The following is a 16,312-nucleotide window of genomic DNA, read 5'->3' as shown; positions in this document are numbered from 1 at the left end:
ATATCATTATACCCTCAAAATACAAATGATAAAGGTTATGTATAAAATATTTAATAAGATATGTCTTCCAAAACAGAAAGCCATCGAATGTCATCTACACATTCAATGGCTTAAACTCTTGATATTACTGTGTTCTATTGTCTTTCTAGTTTCACGACTACCTCAAAGCCTTGAGAGTACAATAAAGATGTTGTAAGTATCTAGTATACCCTTGGTAGAAAGGTATATTACTATAAATATATCCTCATCATTAATTAATCACAGCAACTACTCGAAGTTTGCTAATAACTCTCTCTTCAACCTTGCATCTTTCCCAGCACAGGTCCAACTTATTAGTCATAATTCAAATTATAGTTTCAGCCACAAAGCAGGACGAATGCCTCCGTTACAGTTGGTTACATTGTTGCCATTTACACCTATGCAACCGTCGGTTCCATGGACATACGCGGCGAGGTGATTATTACGACCGGGTGACCTAAGCCACCACCACCAGTAATACTTACTCCAAAGCTTTGCTATCCTCTTACTGTTGTTCTCATCATTCTTTTTCCAATATCTATTATTACCTCGGTTTTGTAGTTTTTCGGTGCTGTCGCCAAAATATCTACATACTTCTTCAAGGCTTAACAAGAATATGCTATCCTGCCCCTCTTCTCCAGCTTTTGTACCATACCATGGGTTGTCCAGGTATTTATTTGATACTTGTATGATTCTTGATTTATTAGTATCATCAAATTTGTCATAAAATTCACTGTTAAGATATTTTCTTATCTCGCAGTCATCCCATGTTGTGTCTTTATAAATATTATGGTAGGCGCGTTGCTCCACTATATCTTCAGTTATAATCAAAGCCGTGTTATTTTGTATGTCAAGTATGCGCCAATTATAACCACCAAATGATAATAATGAGCCGATTTTAATATCTTCCATTTAAGCACTTCCTTCTTTGTAATAGGTAATCTGCCTTACTCTTCGAACTTATTCTTAACCCTTCTCTTTAATCGGAAACAATAAATCAAGTTGTAAATCTTCCATTTTACTGCCTTTTTGTACATAATTATAAAAATTCAGTGTTTCTTCAAATCCTTGGCCAGCAACAGTTTCAGGCGATGTCCAGCGCGGGGAATCCCAGTCATTATCATATTTATCGCTTGCGTTAACCCATTCTTTTAATAAACCCCAGTCCTGAAAGTCCCATGTCCTCAACACATGTGCGGCATATAATCCGCCGTCAAAAGTTCGTTTTACTAAAGGCGCAGGTATCTCTAAGTCGTCAGGAATGGATACCCACATTTCATATACATGGGAAGGTTGTCCAATTACTGCTACTCCTTTAGAGCAGTCAAAACCAAAACTCCGAGCGTCAGGTTTGATTTTTAGTAATCCGCATTCTTTTACAAATTGGGTTATCATGTCACCCGCTTTACCTTCACAGCCTTCTCCCGTTGCGTAAGCAGCAGCCACAGTCATAGGCGGCAGATATACAATCCGCACATCTTGGTCTGCTAGTTTGCTTAAATTTTCATTTGCCTTGTTTAATTCATCCATCGATACCTTCTCCTTGATTTTATTTTGGGAAAATGAAAGAGTGCTTACAATGGCAAGCATGGTTTTATCGTTTAATAATTCAAGCTTCAAAAATACATCCGCTTTTTCCTGCAGCTCATCCACAAAGCGCATCAATATCGATTTGAGGGTGGACAGAGCCGTTATTTCCTCATCAAGCTCGCTTATGTTCTGCTTGAATATCTCGATAACCGCCACAGCGTTTTGGTTATTGAGAATATTTTTAATCTGCTTGACTGGAATTTGCAGCTTACGCAAGATGATGATCTGTTGTAGCCGTTGTATCGCATTTTCGTCATAAACCCTGTACGCATAATCATCTTTGCGACTGCTTTTTATCAACCCGATTTCTTCATAATAACACAACATTCTTCTCGAAATACCGTAATCCAATGAAACTTGTCTTATAGTTTTTAATTCCATGATTTTCTCCCTTTCTGTTTCCTTGATATTAATATAAACCGTTACACGGTGTACGAGTCAATGGGTAATTTAAAAAATATTCCTATTTATTTTCTTATTTACTGAAAACCATACCCACAATTTACCTACATTTTAACACATGACTTTTCCATTTACTATCTTAAAAAGAGCAAAAGAAAAAAGCCAACCAGAACACTATGTCCTAGTTAGCATCTATTACTGTTATGAGAGTTTCGCAGGTAACGATTTGATTCTCTAAAGATTCCCCTTGCTTTAATTTATCTGTGGATACCCTCGCATAAGCACTTCATTTTCATAGTCCCCCTTGCATATATCTTTCTATACACTTTATCAAGAAATCATTATTGCCTCTCCAACAGTACTACAGTCTCAACTGTACTCTCTTTGTCCCAACTAATTTCACTAACTTCAGCACCATTAAAAAAGACTGGAAATCCAAACTTTATATTCTTTAAAATACGTCCATCTTCTAATTCTTCTGGATAAATTTCAACCCTTTCTACAAAACTACTTATAAACTCTTTTTTCTCCATATCTGTGAATTTATCATACAGCTGGTCAAACATCCGTAAAATGTTGTAAATACTATCAGCGTTAAGTTTATCTGACTTGACATTCTGTATTCTTATGTTAACTTCTTCCATCTCTATTTCAATAGAATCTATCTTTTCATAGAATTGATTTAGACGATCCTGCATGTCCTCATATTTTCTATCATACAAAGATTCCATAATATCTAGGGCATCAATTTGTTGTGCTAATTTGTTTTTTGCCACCTCTGCTTGACGATGTGATTTTTTTAGATTTTTAAAATTCGCTTCCAGTTCCGCCGTATCAATTTTAGAATTTATTTTATCTTTTATTGCTTTCTCAAATTTTTCATTCTGTACCAGTTTAGTAATAACATCTGCAACAGCATCATCTATTTTAGCTTGACCCCATTGTTTTTTATAATCGCATTTATGACCATTTACACTCATTCTATGTTTGCAAGCATAATAGAAATAATCCCTATAATAAGTCCCATCCTTCTTCTTTTTCCTATTCACATTACCATACATGGAAGCCCCACAATTTGGGCATTTCAGTATACCAGACAAAATATTTGCGTGATCCAAACTATATTTCTTCTCATACTTAAATCCTGTTTGTTTCCGCTTTTCTTGTACTGCTTGCCACAATTCTTCTGATACTATTGCCTCATGGATTCCGTTATAAATGGGGAACTCTTTCTGCTTTACAATATGGAATTTATTTCGTTCACCTTGTACTTTCTCGTTTTTTCTCCTACCATATGACAGTTTACCACAATAAACAGGATTATCTAAAACAGCCTTTACAAAAGAAGCAGAAAAGGCTTCAAGCGTACCATTTTGACGTTTTTTCTTTTTATATCCATTATTATTAAGATAGGAAGCTACTGCATTTATACCCATATTTGTAGTAGTAAATTGCTCATAAATAACTTCTATAACTTTTACTTCATCTTCTGCTATTAATAGTTCCCCATCTATCAGTTTATAACCATATGGTGCAAACCCCCCATTCCATTTGCCTTCTCTTGCTTTTCTCTTACGACCTTCCATAGTTTGAACTAATATATTATCCCGTTCTATTTCAGCAACCGCAGACAAGACGGAAATCATGAGTTTTCCACTATCTTTACTGCTATCAATACTATCTTCAACACAGATTAAATTGACTCCGTAATCTTGCATAATTTGTAAGGAAGATAGAACATCTGCTGCATTTCTTCCAAACCTTGATAGCTTAAAAACCAGTACAAATTCAATCTTGTCTTTTCCTTCTTTTATATCTTCAAGCATTCTTAAAAAATTAGGTCTTCCATCAATGTTCTTCCCAGACCCTGCATCAGAATACTCGCCTACAATATGTAAATCCGCACCATACGCATATTTTATAAGTCTGTCTTTTTGAGCATCTAAACTATACCCATCAGCCTGCATTTCTGTTGAAACTCTTGTATATATGTAACACCTCTTATTCATCTATATCACTCCCTTTAGATAAACACTTAACAGTAATTCTCTGTCCCAACTATTATATCGGATTTTATTTGAAATATATATATATAAATTTAGAAAGAACCCTAAAAGAGTTCTTTCTAAATTTATGATGCTATCTCATTTCCACTTCGTCACCGTATTTCTCTATCATTCTTACCATAAAATCTACGCAACGCTCAAAAGTCGCATCTTTTTTTACTTTGAAATTATTTTGATTGGTTGCTTCCACTTTTTTCATAGCGTATCTCTCCTTAAATTTGATTTACGCTATGTAATAGAAAGACGTTCTGACGCAAGTCTAAGCACTAAACTACCAATGATTAGGGTTCTTATTACACGATTAGGTGACTAAATGACGTTCTGATACAAGTCTTTAACCATAGATCCCAAATTAAAAACAGGTGGCGAATTATCTCTAAAAAAGATAACTGCCACCTGCTCTTGGTAGTTCAAGTTTTTAATTATGATCCATTTGCCCCCACTTTACAGATATCGGTTTCCCATTGGCCATCATAAACACTTCAGGATATTTGAACATTTCCAGATACTTGCTGGCTAACTCATCTGTAAGACTTTCAAAATCTTCGCTATCAGGTCTTGCTAAACAGATAAAGAAAGTACCAGCTATGATTTCGTATAAATCCCCTTTGTCATCAGCAAGTCCTCTGTTTAGCTCCAGTCCATTTATTTTCCCTTCCTCGTTACATACAATTGCTACAGGGTCTGCAAATGGATACAGCGCCTCGATATAACCACCTACAACTTTTTGCATAGCCTTAAGACCCGAATCTATCTTCTTTATTTCTGCTATTTTGTTTGGCTCTACATAAACAACCCTCATTTATAAACCTCTCTCCTGTATAGGTGCTTTAAATTTTCACCCCTCACATTTAAAACCCTCTTGGTTTGCTCTGGATCAATTTTAACCCCCAATCTATACAACCCCCTTAACCCTGTACTAAAACCCTCTGGAAACCCCGTAGGTTAGTTCTGGACATTACCCACACTATAATTCTGACAACCCGCATATAGACAAAATACATTTTCCTTTTGTCTACTATGTATTACATCTGATTTTTAAGAATCTCCAAGCAAAGCGGGTCTATATCGCTTTCTTGGATTTTAGTAACCTTGAGCACCATCCGCTCAATTCCAGAATCAACAATAGAATAATAATTACCGTTAAAACAGTACCCAATGCCGTCAAAAATAATATGAGGTATCTCCATGCAGCTTAAAACCTCAGATAAACTTTCACAATTATCAGTGATGGGGAAGAAGTCCCCAATGTCGTCAAATTCAAACTTTGGCTCATTTTCTTTCTCTGGCTGGTCAGCCTCATCATCACCACAGTATAATTCGCCAATGTGTTCGTCTGCATAGCGTTGATTATTTCGCTCATTTTTGATTACACTGTTTACCACTTCTTCCATCTGAAATATATGATATGCTATATCACTTGCAAGCTTTTGAACATCCGGGCTAAACCTTGTATAGTCAAACACGAATCCTTTCTCTGTAATCTGATTTAATATTTCTGCACATAGAATTAAATCTTTGCTATAGTTCTTCATATGGCTATTGACCATATTTTTGATTGCTACTTCAATCATTTTCTGCTTCTCGATCATGTAGCACACCTGCCTCTCTTAATTCTTTTAGTTTTCTCCCCATGGCGCATTGGCTGATACCCTGCATTCTCGCTAAATCCTTGACCTTAACACCCTCGTTGCGAAGTTTAACCAGTTCAAGATTAGTCAGGTTCTTCCTTCCCGGGTCTATACCACTGACCATTTCAATTAGGATCCTGCAAATATGATTGGTCATTTCCAATTTACTGACTATACCGTCAAATTTTTCATGGATAGAATCCACCTTGCCGCTTAAACCCACGAATTCCTCTCTGGAAATAGAGCTTATAGCATCTTTTATCACAGGTTCTTTTAGCTTTTTGCTCTGTTTCGTAATTTTCTTATTTTCCACTTCCATTTATTTGAAACACCTCCTAAAATAACAATAACGCTGATTTTGGAGGAAGGTTTAGATATCATTTTTCATAATGTTTCGAGCCATGCTTTTAGTTTTTGGAGAGCTGATTTTATACCCTTGTTTATAGTATAGAAACAAAAAAATATTTTTACAAATAAAAAAACAGCCTAAAACCCATTATTCTTGGATTTTAGGCTGTTATAGATTTTCCATGCACAATTAGAAATTTTAAATTTATTTTCTATGAAGGATGGTATAACCACAATTTGTAAAGATACTAGCATGAACACTCCAATTAAGATTACGTTCACCAATAATAATCAATATTGGTTCTGGACACATTAGTTTTTTATCATTTGCTAGACTTATCATTTGGTTTATATCCGTACTACTAGGTATAGGTAATGAATTGGGATGGTAATGCCATTCTCCAATATAATATTGACCTTGAATCCATGCCGAGTCTAAGACTTTCTGTAATCCATCAGTGCCTCTGCAAAAATTGCATTTTAAATGTTTAGAATTCTTAGGTGGTGGAGTAGCTTGCAAAATATTTGCCGTTGACTGATCTGCTGAATAATTACCAAGTAAAATACCACCTGTTTCATAAGGATTTGATTTAGTACAATATTTAAGCATCTTCTCATATGCAATTTTATTTAGATTGATACTATATAATTGATTTTTATCCTGGAAAAATAAATCACTCATTTTCATTTCTATTCACCAACAGATAACCTTCAAAAATTCCATTTTCATTTTTTTGCTCATAAATAAGGGACAGTGTCTTCTCTGATTTACTCAAAATATAACTTTCGATTGCCTTTACCGAAGTTGACGCTGCAAGCCAAATATCATCACTTCGCCCAGGGAAAGTAGGGTGCCAACAACCAATCCCGTTCCTTGGCAAATTATAGTTATCATATAAATCCTTTTCCTCTTGAATATACGGGTAAATTAAATCATTGAAAGAATCAAAATTGAAAGATGTACCATGCATAATAGATATATATAAATGTTTTGCTCCCAAACCTACAGATACCGAAGCCAAAATGCACTTTTTCTTAAATTTATTTTTTTGTAAAATTTCAAGCACACTATTTGTGCCAGTACAGTCAATGATTATGTCGTATTTATCCAATTCCATATTAATATTGAGGTTATCGTCCATATCAAGTTTATTATTAATCACTTCAACATTGGCATGTGGGTTTAGCATATTAAGATGATTATATAATGATAATTCTTTAAGTTCCCCAATATTATTTAGGTTTAAAGTATGACGAGATAAATTTCCAATTTCAAATATATCCGAATCAGAAACAGTAAGATTATATATACCTGCCCTAATAAGAATTTCTGCTATTGATGCACCAATACAACCTGCCCCAATAAGCAATATACTTTTTCGCTGTAATAAATCATCCATTTTTCCTCTTTGCGATATTTCTTGTTGGTTCCAATTTTCCGAAACAATCCACTCCAACTTGGTGTTTTTAGTAAACACTTCACATTTGTCGCGCATCCACCACCCATGTTCATTTGTTCTAAATCCTTTTGCTGTCTTTTTACCACATGATACAACAGGCAAATAAAGTGCCTTCCAAGAAATAATCTCAGTTTCTCCTCCGAAAACCTTAGGAATAGGAAAGCCAAGTAATAGCAAGTGCCGCTTCCCATCTCGAACTTCCGATACAAGTTTTTGCAGAATACCAATGATATCAATATCTTGTTTTCTGAACGCATCTATTAAGTCGCCAATCGTTTCTGGTGCTTGCCATTCATTAATCACTGGAAGTTGTTTCAAAAGTATCCATGGAGCTTTAATTGGAGGGAATATCGTCTTTTTAGAAAGATGCTTACCCCATTGTGTATAATGTTCAATATTGTTGTTTAAAGACATGAACGCCTTAACATAGTATACAAATGGTTTACTTTTATACACATCTAACTCTGCTATTCCATACCGACAGTCGGTACTTTCCCATTGCATATAAGTAACCACATCTTCCGAAAAAGCAAATTGCAAATCCAATATATTGCTCAAGGAAAAATCAGGTAACTCAAATGGCTCGTTATCTGAAACTAATATGCCTTTTGCTGCTAACTCGAGCCAGCCAATTGCCCTTTTTACATGATGTAGCAAGCGTTCATCAACACTATATGGTTCTGATTGGAAATTTGATAATGTATTTACTTCTAGACATAATGCCCCTTTTCTCCACAGCCCATTTTTTTCGATTTTGGAATTGTTAGATTGATGATATAAAGTCTCTTTTATACTGTTTTCAACATCAGGATATACTTTAATTCTTCCCTTTGGATACCTAGATTCAACAACGATATACCACTGTGACCTTTGAGGAAAATAGGAGGTCTCATATTCAATCGATATGCCTAAGTGCAAAAACCAAACCTTTAATTCGTTTTCAAATTGCCAATCATCTAGTATTTCAACCTGCGATAAAGAGTCCAAAGCTCTTCGAGCACGATTTAAAATATTAAGAACTTGTTTTTCTTCCATTTATGCAAATCTTCCTTCTGGAATAGCGGTTGACTTTTCAGTACGAGCAGTAAAACCCGTTGTAGAATTGGTTTTTGAAGGCTCAGGAGCAGGAGGAAATTCGCTTCCCAATAATTCTCTCCATTTACAAACGCTGTCGTATAATTCAGTACAATCAAAAGCTTCTCGTGATACTATTGCAGCATAACAAACAGTATCGTAAAAATCAGAATATTCATCATCTGTTATCCTTTCAAAAACATCATGTTCGGGGACACCCCTATCAGCTAAAAATGGTTTGGTAGGGTGTTCAGCAACAATTTTTTCAAGTGTTAGCACTATGCCTTCGGCCACACTATTAATGCCATCTGGACAACAATCTCCAATCAAATGTTCCAAAGGATAACTCTTTGGGTGCTTTACATCTGGGTACTGGGTTTTGCGCCACCATTTTAATGCTTTAACAACGTTTATATAGTGAGAATTACAATTCTTGTTTTTTTCAACCGTCCAGCGAATTTGCTCAAGCGGATGTGTCTCATCCCATTTTTCGGCTTCACGATCAGGAATTAAAAGCGGCTCGGATTTCCATTGAGGTTCACTGTCCGATTCACAAAATATGTTATAAACACTTTCAAATAAGTTTTTGTCATATGACTTCATAAGTGACTTTTGCTGAAAGTCTTCAATAGTATACTCGGAAATTATAGCGTTATCTTGGAGTATGCCTGCTTCACTCTCGCTAGGTGCCGAGGTTGGCACAATATCTAAATCAACATAACTTAAACTTATGCCGATTGACCTACCCTGAATTCTATATTTATCTTTATAATACCTATTTAAAAAAGGAATAAACATATTTAAAGCTTCTTCCGGTGTATACTCCTCAGAATCTAATTTAGTTACAACAATAACATCTACATCCGACTTGTTCCCATTTTTAGGCTTCACAGCTGTTGATCTTCTGTAACTACCTTGTAGAAAGGTGCTAACTATTATTTCAGATAATGTTTCATCTTCCTCTAATCTCTTCCTTAATGTTGTATGTCCTGTCTTTAAATCCTTCACCTGATTGTCTGTTAAGCGGATGTTGGATAAAAAATCTTTAAAATATGATGGTACAGTAGACATAATAATCCTCCTTTAATTTGTAAAATCTATTGATGATAAATACGAACACGAGTCTCGCTGGTCAAAATCATATTCGTACAAAATACACTTACCAAATCCTCTTGAATTCTGTCCTAAGAAAAACATAAATGCATTTGGTGCAGCAGCAAAAATATGTAATGTTGCACGCCGTTCAGCCGTGCTTCTTTGTGCGATAGCGCTATAAACTGAATTAGCTAAAACAGTTGCATGCGTTCCGTCTTTAATCGAGAAGTTTGTAGCACCGTTTATATTTGGCGTACATTTAATAACACGCCCAATTGACAAATTATTTTCTTTTATATAGTGTATTACGTCATCATATATATTTCGAGTAACATTTAATATTAATGCAGAATCATACTGACCTTCATTTAATCCTTCGTGAGAAATATCCCAGTTAGGGTAACTTTCATTAGATGATAGTTTTACATCCCATAATATAGTACCATTAGTTGATGATCGTTGTATTGGAAAAATATTAACTCCCGACTTACTATCAAATAATCTTCCTGAGGCAAAAGCTATAGATGAGTGGGTCTCTAAAAATATTTGATACGCTTGTTTATTACATGTGTTGGAAATCAGGAATCCATCCAATTCTTTATAAATATCTATATTCCAGTCATACCCATATTTTAAATTGCGACCATCAAATTTATCAATTAGTGATAAGCAACTCTGAGTTTCATTTTCCAATTGCCCTGTGCCACGAGAAAAGCTTTTTACCCCGATTGATACCCTTTTAGGTGTATATTTATCTGCGACTAGAAAAATGCGCTTTTCTAATTCTTCGTCAAATACTTTTCTATCAATACCATTTCCGTGTGTTGAAGAAATCATCTGATCGTTTACAGTAGCCGAAGCGATGAAACTTATTTGATCAAATGTCAAAGTTCGATTGCTATATGAAATGTATTGATGTAAAGAATCTCTAACAATCTTTTCCAATACGTTAACATTAAATGGAAGACATGTAAACTTTATTATTTTACCTTTAATAATACTTGTATCAAATCCTTTTAGTGATGTTCTCGCTTTGCCATCCAATTTGTCACTTTGAAGTTTGTCCATAGAATTTATAAATGTAATAGCTTCATCATCGCATTGTCCTATTAAAAAAAGCTCAAATTCTATCGTACCTACATCATCTTTGATAAGATCCTGTAACCACTTTTTCACAGATTCTTTGCTGAAAGTATTTATTGTCGATTTAACTTGAATACTTCTAATAATTTTTCCGTCTTCTTCTAGTGCAATATCAACCTTATCGTTAGCAGAGTGCATCTCTATATAAATTTTATCCCAGCTCTCTTTGTACAAAGCTTCAAGAACTGAAGCAAAGGCTTGATATAAGAATCCTCGTGACGCTTCTTTTCCTCCCATAATATCCTCCTCCTTACTTTTTATATATTTTATGACAATTTATATAACTTCCCGTTATTGTCAGAATAATCTGTTAGTGTTTATTATAACATATATTTCCAATAATGCAGTAAGAAATTTATTTGGGTAAATAAGCAATTATGTCTTCGACTAGTTTTGTTTGTTGGTTGATTTATATCTATTAAGGGAACAGAAAGAATATGAGCCATAAAATTCACCAAGCTCGGATTTCATGGCTATTCTGTTTTATTAATACTCCTATCGTAACCCCGGTGAATCTGTTTTCCCCGAATTATTTCTTTCTCTGCATATATCTTTGAACAACCGCCTATCAATTAATATCCATTATTAAACCAATCCTCTTTGCGTACATCAATTCCTTGCCTTAGTTTTGCAATATCCTTATCCGTCCACTGCTCTCGATATAGCCGATTTTTAATTGTCTTTTTATCACAACCATAGTATTTGCCTATTTTAGTAAGACTATCGCCAGCCACTAGTTTATCCATAATATCATCAGTATTTATATTTTCCTTAAATGCAGGGTGTTTTTTCATTAACGTACCGTTGACCTTTTCAAGTTTATCAATCATTTTTTGCATTTCATCTACAAACCAATTTAAACGCAATATCTCTTTAATCAAGTCGTCTTGAGACATATCATCAAAATTATAATTTTCGTAGTACTTCATATAATTCATGCCTTTAACCTCCATTTTCTTAATCCCGACAAACTTTAGAAATTTACTATCTTTAAATATAAGTCCTTTTCATTTCACTGTAACTCCAATTAATCCAAACTGTACTATATGGGAAATTAATATTGATATACTTTTTTATTACATTGCTTTTTACTGATTCTAGAAACCAATTAAATACTCACAATCGACTTCAATTTTAGCATAATGTAGACAAGTAGTTTCTGTTATTCAATTTCCCCATACTGTATACCAAAGATTTCTCTAGGTCAGAAGGGGAGAAGTTATCCAAAATCAATCTCACTGCTATCCTCATGCTCCTTCATTTTCCTGTAAAAGGTTGAGCGTGATACCCCTAATAGCTTGCTTGCCTTAGATATGCTTATTTCTTCATTTTTTACAGAAGCATATAACTCCGTGAAGTTATCAAATGACTTCTTAGGTCTACCTTTGTATTTACCTTGCTGCTTAGCAATATCAATACCTTCACGCTGCCGCTGCAACAGGCATTCACGCTCAAACTGCGCCAGCCCTGCAAACATAGTGAACATCAATCGTCCTTGTGGTGTTGATGTGTCAATATTTTCTTTATGACTGATAAACTGCACTTTTTTCTGATTCAGCTTTTCTACCAAGTCCAGTAAATCCTTTGTAGAACGTGCTAGCCTTGAATAACTCTCAACCACTACGGTATCACCCTCACGAACAAAGCTAGTAGTGCGTTAAGCTGTGGCCTGTCTGTATTTTTTCCTGATAGCATATCAGTATATAATTTTTCTACCTCTAGACCTTGCATAATTGCTTTTTGCCGTTCCGTATTTTGTTCTGTGGTTGATACACGAATATATCCTACCTTCATAGTCAATTCCTCCATATAACAAGTATTATTAAAGCTCCAAAACTCTAAAAATCACCCTGTCCATATGAGTATACCTTAATAGAGCAAACCGCCAATATACCCATATGGCACAAAAATCGTTCCAATAAAACTATATTGGAATTTTGATACACCTTTTAGAGCGTTGTACTATTTAACACCCTTTTATAATTTTAGAGCAAAAATTCTCGATATTTTAGATTTTAGCTATGTTGGCATAACCAAATAAATGAAACATAACACTACTTATTGCACCTCTAAACTATCCATTGCCTTAATCTCTGCTCTTTTGGTTGACACTGTAGTAGTTGAGCATTTAAGCATAGAACTTATTTCTCGTATAGAATAGCCTTGTTCCGTTAAGTATTTTACCTGCTCTCTAAGGCTAGAACCTTTTAATTTTCTGCCAGATTGCAATTGCAAATGCTTCAGCAACAATTCTTGATTAGCAAGCAGCTCATTTATTTTTTCTCAATGTTTTCTATGGAAATTTTCTTTTCTGTCATCTATCTATCTCACTCTTTCACATATATTTTTCTATTCAAGCAAATATTTTTCTTCAAACACCAATTTTCTCACCTTACATTCCCATTTTTAAACTCATATTAAATTAAAATTTAGTTAGTTAACTAAATTTTATCTAACTAAAACCTACCTTTGTCATTATTCAGCTGATATGTGGAAGAACTCGCCCATAGTGCATGTATTTCCTTTTGAATAAACAGGGTAGGGGTACAGAAAAATGCTTATTTGCTTTCATAACCAGTTTTCAGAATGCAGCAATTATCCTTACAATCTTCATTTTGTGCATTTTCCATATAGATTGCTAAACTCTTTAATGCCTCCCCATCTTCTCGGAGCTTAGCAATTTGAGCATTAGAAGCCATACTGGAAGAACTTTTAAGCTGAGCAGCAATTTCAACTAGTTCTTCCAAAGCATTTAAAAAAACTTCTCTTCCTTTTTCAACGCGAATCATTTCTTTTACTTACGCTGTTCTGCTTTTAAATCGAATGTCGTTAACCACAATTTCTTCCTTTCTAGATAGTTCTAATATGTCCAGCATAAACTCTGCCGCCTGCTTATCTGTCAAATTTGTTTTGGTCATATCAATATGTATCATTCATTTCACCTCTCATCTCTAATACCATGCCATGAAATAACTTTTGCGTAGCAACACTTGGATTTTTTACCCTCTTTAATAATCTTAAGTCATGCTGCAAAGAATCATCTGTTACCACCGGCAGTGACTGTAACAAATTACTTTGTAATACTGCGAAAAAGTAAATATCAAAACTAAGCTGTGTCATTATAGTTATCTTTGCTCCTTCTTTTACAGCCTTGCCCGTAATAATCATAGTTTCCTGATCTGTGGCTGCCTGCAACATCAGTGCAGCACCATTTACTGATATGATTGCTGATTGATCATCATAAATTACATTCAACAATTTTTTATCATGTTTTTTTGTATAATACCCTAGGGTGCAGTTCAATGCCAATGCAAGTGACCACATAGCTGGTGTCTTTGTCAGCTTACTATCAATATCTAATATTATTGATATCTCTGGCATCATAATAATCATGGTATTCCCCCTCCATTCTTTATTGGTTTTTGGTTATTGTGAACTACGCTTGGGAGCTGGCTTGTGCCAATTTATAGAATGTCATATCATTCATTTAAGGGGGAAAGAGGTACTTTTTATATAGCAGACCTCTTTTTTACCCTTCAGTTTACATCGTGCCGCCCAAGCTGCGGCTTTGGTATTTGGGTTCTCTCATATTTCTTAATTTTTTTCAAAGATTTTTACGTCTAATTCACATCATTATTGATAAATAAAGAAACTACTATGCTATTGGCCATGTTTTCTTATGGCAGTATCCATAAGTGTAAAGTTTTCTTTAGATTCAATTGAATAGGTATAGTATTTAAATATACAATTTCGATTTATTTCTATAGGATAGCCATCACACGTTTCCCATGTAGAATAATTATGTTCAAAAATGCGTTTTTTGCTATATTCAACTTCTTTCTTTATTTCCTCAAGGCGTTGTGCTTGTTCTTGGAATTCTGTTTGTTCATTTGTTGCCCATGAACGGAGAACAATATTTCTATTTAACCCCTTAGAAGCCAGATAACCCTTTTGACCTTTTAAATATAATCTTGCATTAACCATATTTTTCTTAAGATAATTCGTTACTTTAAGCAGCTGATTTTTGCATCCAATTTTAGCTATAAACACTCCACCCAAGTTCCAAATTCCTTTAAGTTCGTTATATTCAATATAGTTAAGGTTACATATAATGTGATAATGCCAATTGCCATTTTCCTGCTTGTCCATAACTGCAACATATTTAAAATTTTCATATCTGTAGTTCATTTTCTGTATAAATTTTTTGAACTCTTTGTTGCAGGTTTTTAGATCGTGATATTTACTGTCATAAGATAGGTCGTTCATTTTTTCTTTATTTCCTATTACATTGTTTGGTGTAAAAATATCGTTCATTGTTTTTAAGAAATTGTCCTCTATTATTTTCAAGTCTTGATAAATTTCCTGAAATAAATTGTTTTCTTTGCTACTTAAACTAGTGCTCTGTGGGTGATCTTTTACAACATTGGCAAATGTCAGAGTTATCATCATACATTTTCTTGTTTGAAAATTATTCTCGATGAGTTCTTTAACAAGGTTACGCCTATTTTTATTGCGTTGCTTATAATTCTTAGCATGATATTTGCCTACAATAATTTCTTTCTCATGAACTTGACGGCCATATTTATCGTAATTAAATTCAGAAGTTTTATCACCTAAATAATAACCCTGCATTTCTCTTTTACCACCTTTGGCTTTAAGATTTGAGCCAATATAAATAATCTCTGTAGTTTCTGTTGCCCCTATAATCAACTTCTTTTCTGCCATCAATGAGCACCTCCATCCTTAGTAATAATGCCTACTAAGTCAGTGAGCTCATTTCGTTTTCTAATTTTGTTGTAATGATTAATTTCCTTTGTGTTATTAGACTTTTTACTGCCACCTTGTTCGTTGCCCAGATCCTTGATGCATATAATTTCTAATTTCGTTTCCTTGATTGCACTCCTGCATACTTTTAGAACTAGATTCATTTTAACCGCTCCCTCTTAATGGAAATCCCACCCAGTCATTGTTCTGTAGTGATTTACTTCCAATACGAAGTACATTCTAAATGAATATGCTGAAAATTTGTATGACTGTTGCAACTACAATGCAGAATGTTCTCTACAAAATGCCACGTTTGAATAAAATATCTAACAAGTCGTTACTCTTTGCAATGATTAGGCAAAACGATCAATGATTAGCTGGTTTATCAACTAGTACATTGACTATTGGATTCCAAAGAAAAGGACATAAAAATAGAGCCCCATTTAGTGGGTGCAACTTAGGGATCTTATGCTTTAAAAAATATCGGCATAGTTTGGTAAGTGATTACCGGCTATGCCGATATTTTTCATTTTCAGTATCCGTTGGTGTGTTAAATTCACCTATGCAGTTCCATATAATCTTAATTCGGCTAATGGTGTTTGCATCGGTACTACAAAACATAGGAACTTTCTCTGCCCCATCAGTGTCACAATCGACTAAAGGATGATATTTTGTTTGTTCCATAGGTTACACCAACTCTCCGTCAAGGTTACAAAAACGC

The 16,312-nt window shown here is 34.4% G+C and carries 18 protein-coding genes and 2 pseudogenes; all 20 read right to left on the bottom strand.

Translation table 11 applies throughout. The features are described 5' to 3' along the window. Positions 1 to 348 precede the first annotated feature (348 nt). Positions 349 to 930 (bottom strand): DUF6273 domain-containing protein, encoded by a 582-nt coding sequence (locus RIN63_RS02900; RefSeq protein ID WP_310443155.1) that lies wholly within the window; start codon positions 928 to 930, stop codon positions 349 to 351. Between the two features lie 54 nt (positions 931 to 984). After that, the gene (locus tag RIN63_RS02895) at positions 985 to 1,989 is read right to left on the bottom strand and encodes a MerR family transcriptional regulator (RefSeq protein WP_310443154.1); all 1,005 of its coding nucleotides are present in this window, start codon (positions 1,987 to 1,989) and stop codon (positions 985 to 987) included. A 202-nt stretch (positions 1,990 to 2,191) separates the two neighbouring features. Beyond that, positions 2,192 to 2,284 (bottom strand): annotated as a pseudogene (locus tag RIN63_RS15375) (hypothetical protein); the annotation flags it as partial. A 67-nt stretch (positions 2,285 to 2,351) separates the two neighbouring features. After that, positions 2,352 to 4,019 carry a recombinase family protein gene (locus RIN63_RS02890; RefSeq protein WP_310443153.1) on the bottom strand — a complete coding sequence of 556 codons (1,668 nt, stop codon included), beginning with the start codon at positions 4,017 to 4,019 and terminating at the stop codon, positions 2,352 to 2,354. A 130-nt stretch (positions 4,020 to 4,149) separates the two neighbouring features. After that, on the bottom strand, positions 4,150 to 4,275 hold the full coding sequence (locus RIN63_RS02885; protein WP_310443152.1) for a hypothetical protein: 126 nt from the start codon (positions 4,273 to 4,275) through the stop codon (positions 4,150 to 4,152). A 219-nt stretch (positions 4,276 to 4,494) separates the two neighbouring features. Then, on the bottom strand, positions 4,495 to 4,878 hold the full coding sequence (locus RIN63_RS02880; protein WP_310443151.1) for a DUF3846 domain-containing protein: 384 nt from the start codon (positions 4,876 to 4,878) through the stop codon (positions 4,495 to 4,497). A 223-nt stretch (positions 4,879 to 5,101) separates the two neighbouring features. Further along, the gene (locus RIN63_RS02875; protein ID WP_310443150.1) at positions 5,102 to 5,650 is read right to left on the bottom strand and encodes a hypothetical protein; all 549 of its coding nucleotides are present in this window, start codon (positions 5,648 to 5,650) and stop codon (positions 5,102 to 5,104) included. After that, positions 5,643 to 6,026, bottom strand: a complete 384-nt coding sequence (locus RIN63_RS02870; protein ID WP_310443149.1) for a hypothetical protein — start codon at positions 6,024 to 6,026, stop codon at positions 5,643 to 5,645. Before RIN63_RS02870 ends, RIN63_RS02875 begins: the two co-directional genes overlap by 8 nt. Positions 6,027 to 6,260: 234 nt before the next feature. Next, positions 6,261 to 6,743 carry a Mov34/MPN/PAD-1 family protein gene (locus RIN63_RS02865; protein ID WP_310443148.1) on the bottom strand — a complete coding sequence of 161 codons (483 nt, stop codon included), beginning with the start codon at positions 6,741 to 6,743 and terminating at the stop codon, positions 6,261 to 6,263. Further along, positions 6,730 to 8,550 carry a ThiF family adenylyltransferase gene (locus RIN63_RS02860; protein ID WP_310443147.1) on the bottom strand — a complete coding sequence of 607 codons (1,821 nt, stop codon included), beginning with the start codon at positions 8,548 to 8,550 and terminating at the stop codon, positions 6,730 to 6,732. Before RIN63_RS02860 ends, RIN63_RS02865 begins: the two co-directional genes overlap by 14 nt. After that, complete coding sequence (locus RIN63_RS02855) at positions 8,551 to 9,660, bottom strand: SMODS domain-containing nucleotidyltransferase (RefSeq protein WP_310443146.1); 1,110 nt, start codon at positions 9,658 to 9,660, stop codon at positions 8,551 to 8,553. A 12-nt stretch (positions 9,661 to 9,672) separates the two neighbouring features. Further along, positions 9,673 to 11,064, bottom strand: coding sequence for an SAVED domain-containing protein (locus RIN63_RS02850; RefSeq protein WP_310443145.1), 1,392 nt, complete (start codon positions 11,062 to 11,064; stop codon positions 9,673 to 9,675). Positions 11,065 to 11,399: 335 nt separating this feature from the next. Continuing rightward, positions 11,400 to 11,765: a hypothetical protein gene (locus RIN63_RS02845; RefSeq protein WP_310443144.1), complete on the bottom strand. Its 366-nt coding sequence runs from the start codon at positions 11,763 to 11,765 to the stop codon at positions 11,400 to 11,402. A 281-nt stretch (positions 11,766 to 12,046) separates the two neighbouring features. Continuing rightward, the gene (locus RIN63_RS02840; protein WP_310443336.1) at positions 12,047 to 12,265 is read right to left on the bottom strand and encodes a helix-turn-helix domain-containing protein; all 219 of its coding nucleotides are present in this window, start codon (positions 12,263 to 12,265) and stop codon (positions 12,047 to 12,049) included. 9 nt (positions 12,266 to 12,274) lie between these two features. Further along, positions 12,275 to 12,558, bottom strand: a pseudogene (locus tag RIN63_RS02835) (recombinase family protein); the annotation flags it as partial. Positions 12,559 to 12,885: 327 nt separating this feature from the next. Continuing rightward, positions 12,886 to 13,074 carry a helix-turn-helix domain-containing protein gene (locus RIN63_RS02830; protein WP_310443143.1) on the bottom strand — a complete coding sequence of 63 codons (189 nt, stop codon included), beginning with the start codon at positions 13,072 to 13,074 and terminating at the stop codon, positions 12,886 to 12,888. Positions 13,075 to 13,385: 311 nt separating this feature from the next. Continuing rightward, positions 13,386 to 13,616, bottom strand: a complete 231-nt coding sequence (locus RIN63_RS02825; RefSeq protein ID WP_310443142.1) for a hypothetical protein — start codon at positions 13,614 to 13,616, stop codon at positions 13,386 to 13,388. 130 nt (positions 13,617 to 13,746) lie between these two features. Next, on the bottom strand, positions 13,747 to 14,220 hold the full coding sequence (locus RIN63_RS02820; RefSeq protein WP_310443141.1) for a hypothetical protein: 474 nt from the start codon (positions 14,218 to 14,220) through the stop codon (positions 13,747 to 13,749). Between the two features lie 267 nt (positions 14,221 to 14,487). Next, positions 14,488 to 15,552: a hypothetical protein gene (locus tag RIN63_RS02815; protein ID WP_310443140.1), complete on the bottom strand. Its 1,065-nt coding sequence runs from the start codon at positions 15,550 to 15,552 to the stop codon at positions 14,488 to 14,490. Beyond that, on the bottom strand, positions 15,552 to 15,755 hold the full coding sequence (locus RIN63_RS02810; RefSeq protein ID WP_310443139.1) for a hypothetical protein: 204 nt from the start codon (positions 15,753 to 15,755) through the stop codon (positions 15,552 to 15,554). The genes RIN63_RS02815 and RIN63_RS02810 overlap by 1 nt, the downstream gene beginning before the upstream one ends. Positions 15,756 to 16,312: the final 557 nt, after the last annotated feature.

Origin of the sequence: Tissierella sp., assembly GCF_031460495.1 — a bacterium.
Taxonomy (GTDB): domain Bacteria; phylum Bacillota; class Clostridia; order Tissierellales; family Tissierellaceae; genus JAVKTS01.
This window is presented reverse-complemented; position numbering and strand designations above follow the sequence as displayed.

Bases quoted from the DNA above. Each gene is read 5' to 3' on its own strand.
- RIN63_RS02870 (WP_310443149.1), bottom strand. From the start codon at position 6,026: ATGGAAGTGGAAAATAAGAAAATTACGAAACAGAGCAAAAAGCTAAAA.
- RIN63_RS02825 (WP_310443142.1), bottom strand. From the start codon at position 13,616: ATGATTCGCGTTGAAAAAGGAAGAGAAGTTTTTTTAAATGCTTTGGAA.
- RIN63_RS02885 (WP_310443152.1), bottom strand. From the start codon at position 4,275: ATGAAAAAAGTGGAAGCAACCAATCAAAATAATTTCAAAGTAAAAAAA.
- RIN63_RS02880 (WP_310443151.1), bottom strand. From the start codon at position 4,878: ATGAGGGTTGTTTATGTAGAGCCAAACAAAATAGCAGAAATAAAGAAG.
- RIN63_RS02820 (WP_310443141.1), bottom strand. From the start codon at position 14,220: ATGATTATTATGATGCCAGAGATATCAATAATATTAGATATTGATAGT.
- RIN63_RS02810 (WP_310443139.1), bottom strand. From the start codon at position 15,755: ATGAATCTAGTTCTAAAAGTATGCAGGAGTGCAATCAAGGAAACGAAA.
- RIN63_RS02850 (WP_310443145.1), bottom strand. From the start codon at position 11,064: ATGGGAGGAAAAGAAGCGTCACGAGGATTCTTATATCAAGCCTTTGCT.
- RIN63_RS02860 (WP_310443147.1), bottom strand. From the start codon at position 8,550: ATGGAAGAAAAACAAGTTCTTAATATTTTAAATCGTGCTCGAAGAGCT.
- RIN63_RS02815 (WP_310443140.1), bottom strand. From the start codon at position 15,552: ATGGCAGAAAAGAAGTTGATTATAGGGGCAACAGAAACTACAGAGATT.
- RIN63_RS02895 (WP_310443154.1), bottom strand. From the start codon at position 1,989: ATGGAATTAAAAACTATAAGACAAGTTTCATTGGATTACGGTATTTCG.
- RIN63_RS02875 (WP_310443150.1), bottom strand. From the start codon at position 5,650: ATGATTGAAGTAGCAATCAAAAATATGGTCAATAGCCATATGAAGAAC.
- RIN63_RS02900 (WP_310443155.1), bottom strand. From the start codon at position 930: ATGGAAGATATTAAAATCGGCTCATTATTATCATTTGGTGGTTATAAT.
- RIN63_RS02845 (WP_310443144.1), bottom strand. From the start codon at position 11,765: ATGAATTATATGAAGTACTACGAAAATTATAATTTTGATGATATGTCT.
- RIN63_RS02865 (WP_310443148.1), bottom strand. From the start codon at position 6,743: ATGAAAATGAGTGATTTATTTTTCCAGGATAAAAATCAATTATATAGT.
- RIN63_RS02890 (WP_310443153.1), bottom strand. From the start codon at position 4,019: ATGAATAAGAGGTGTTACATATATACAAGAGTTTCAACAGAAATGCAG.
- RIN63_RS02855 (WP_310443146.1), bottom strand. From the start codon at position 9,660: ATGTCTACTGTACCATCATATTTTAAAGATTTTTTATCCAACATCCGC.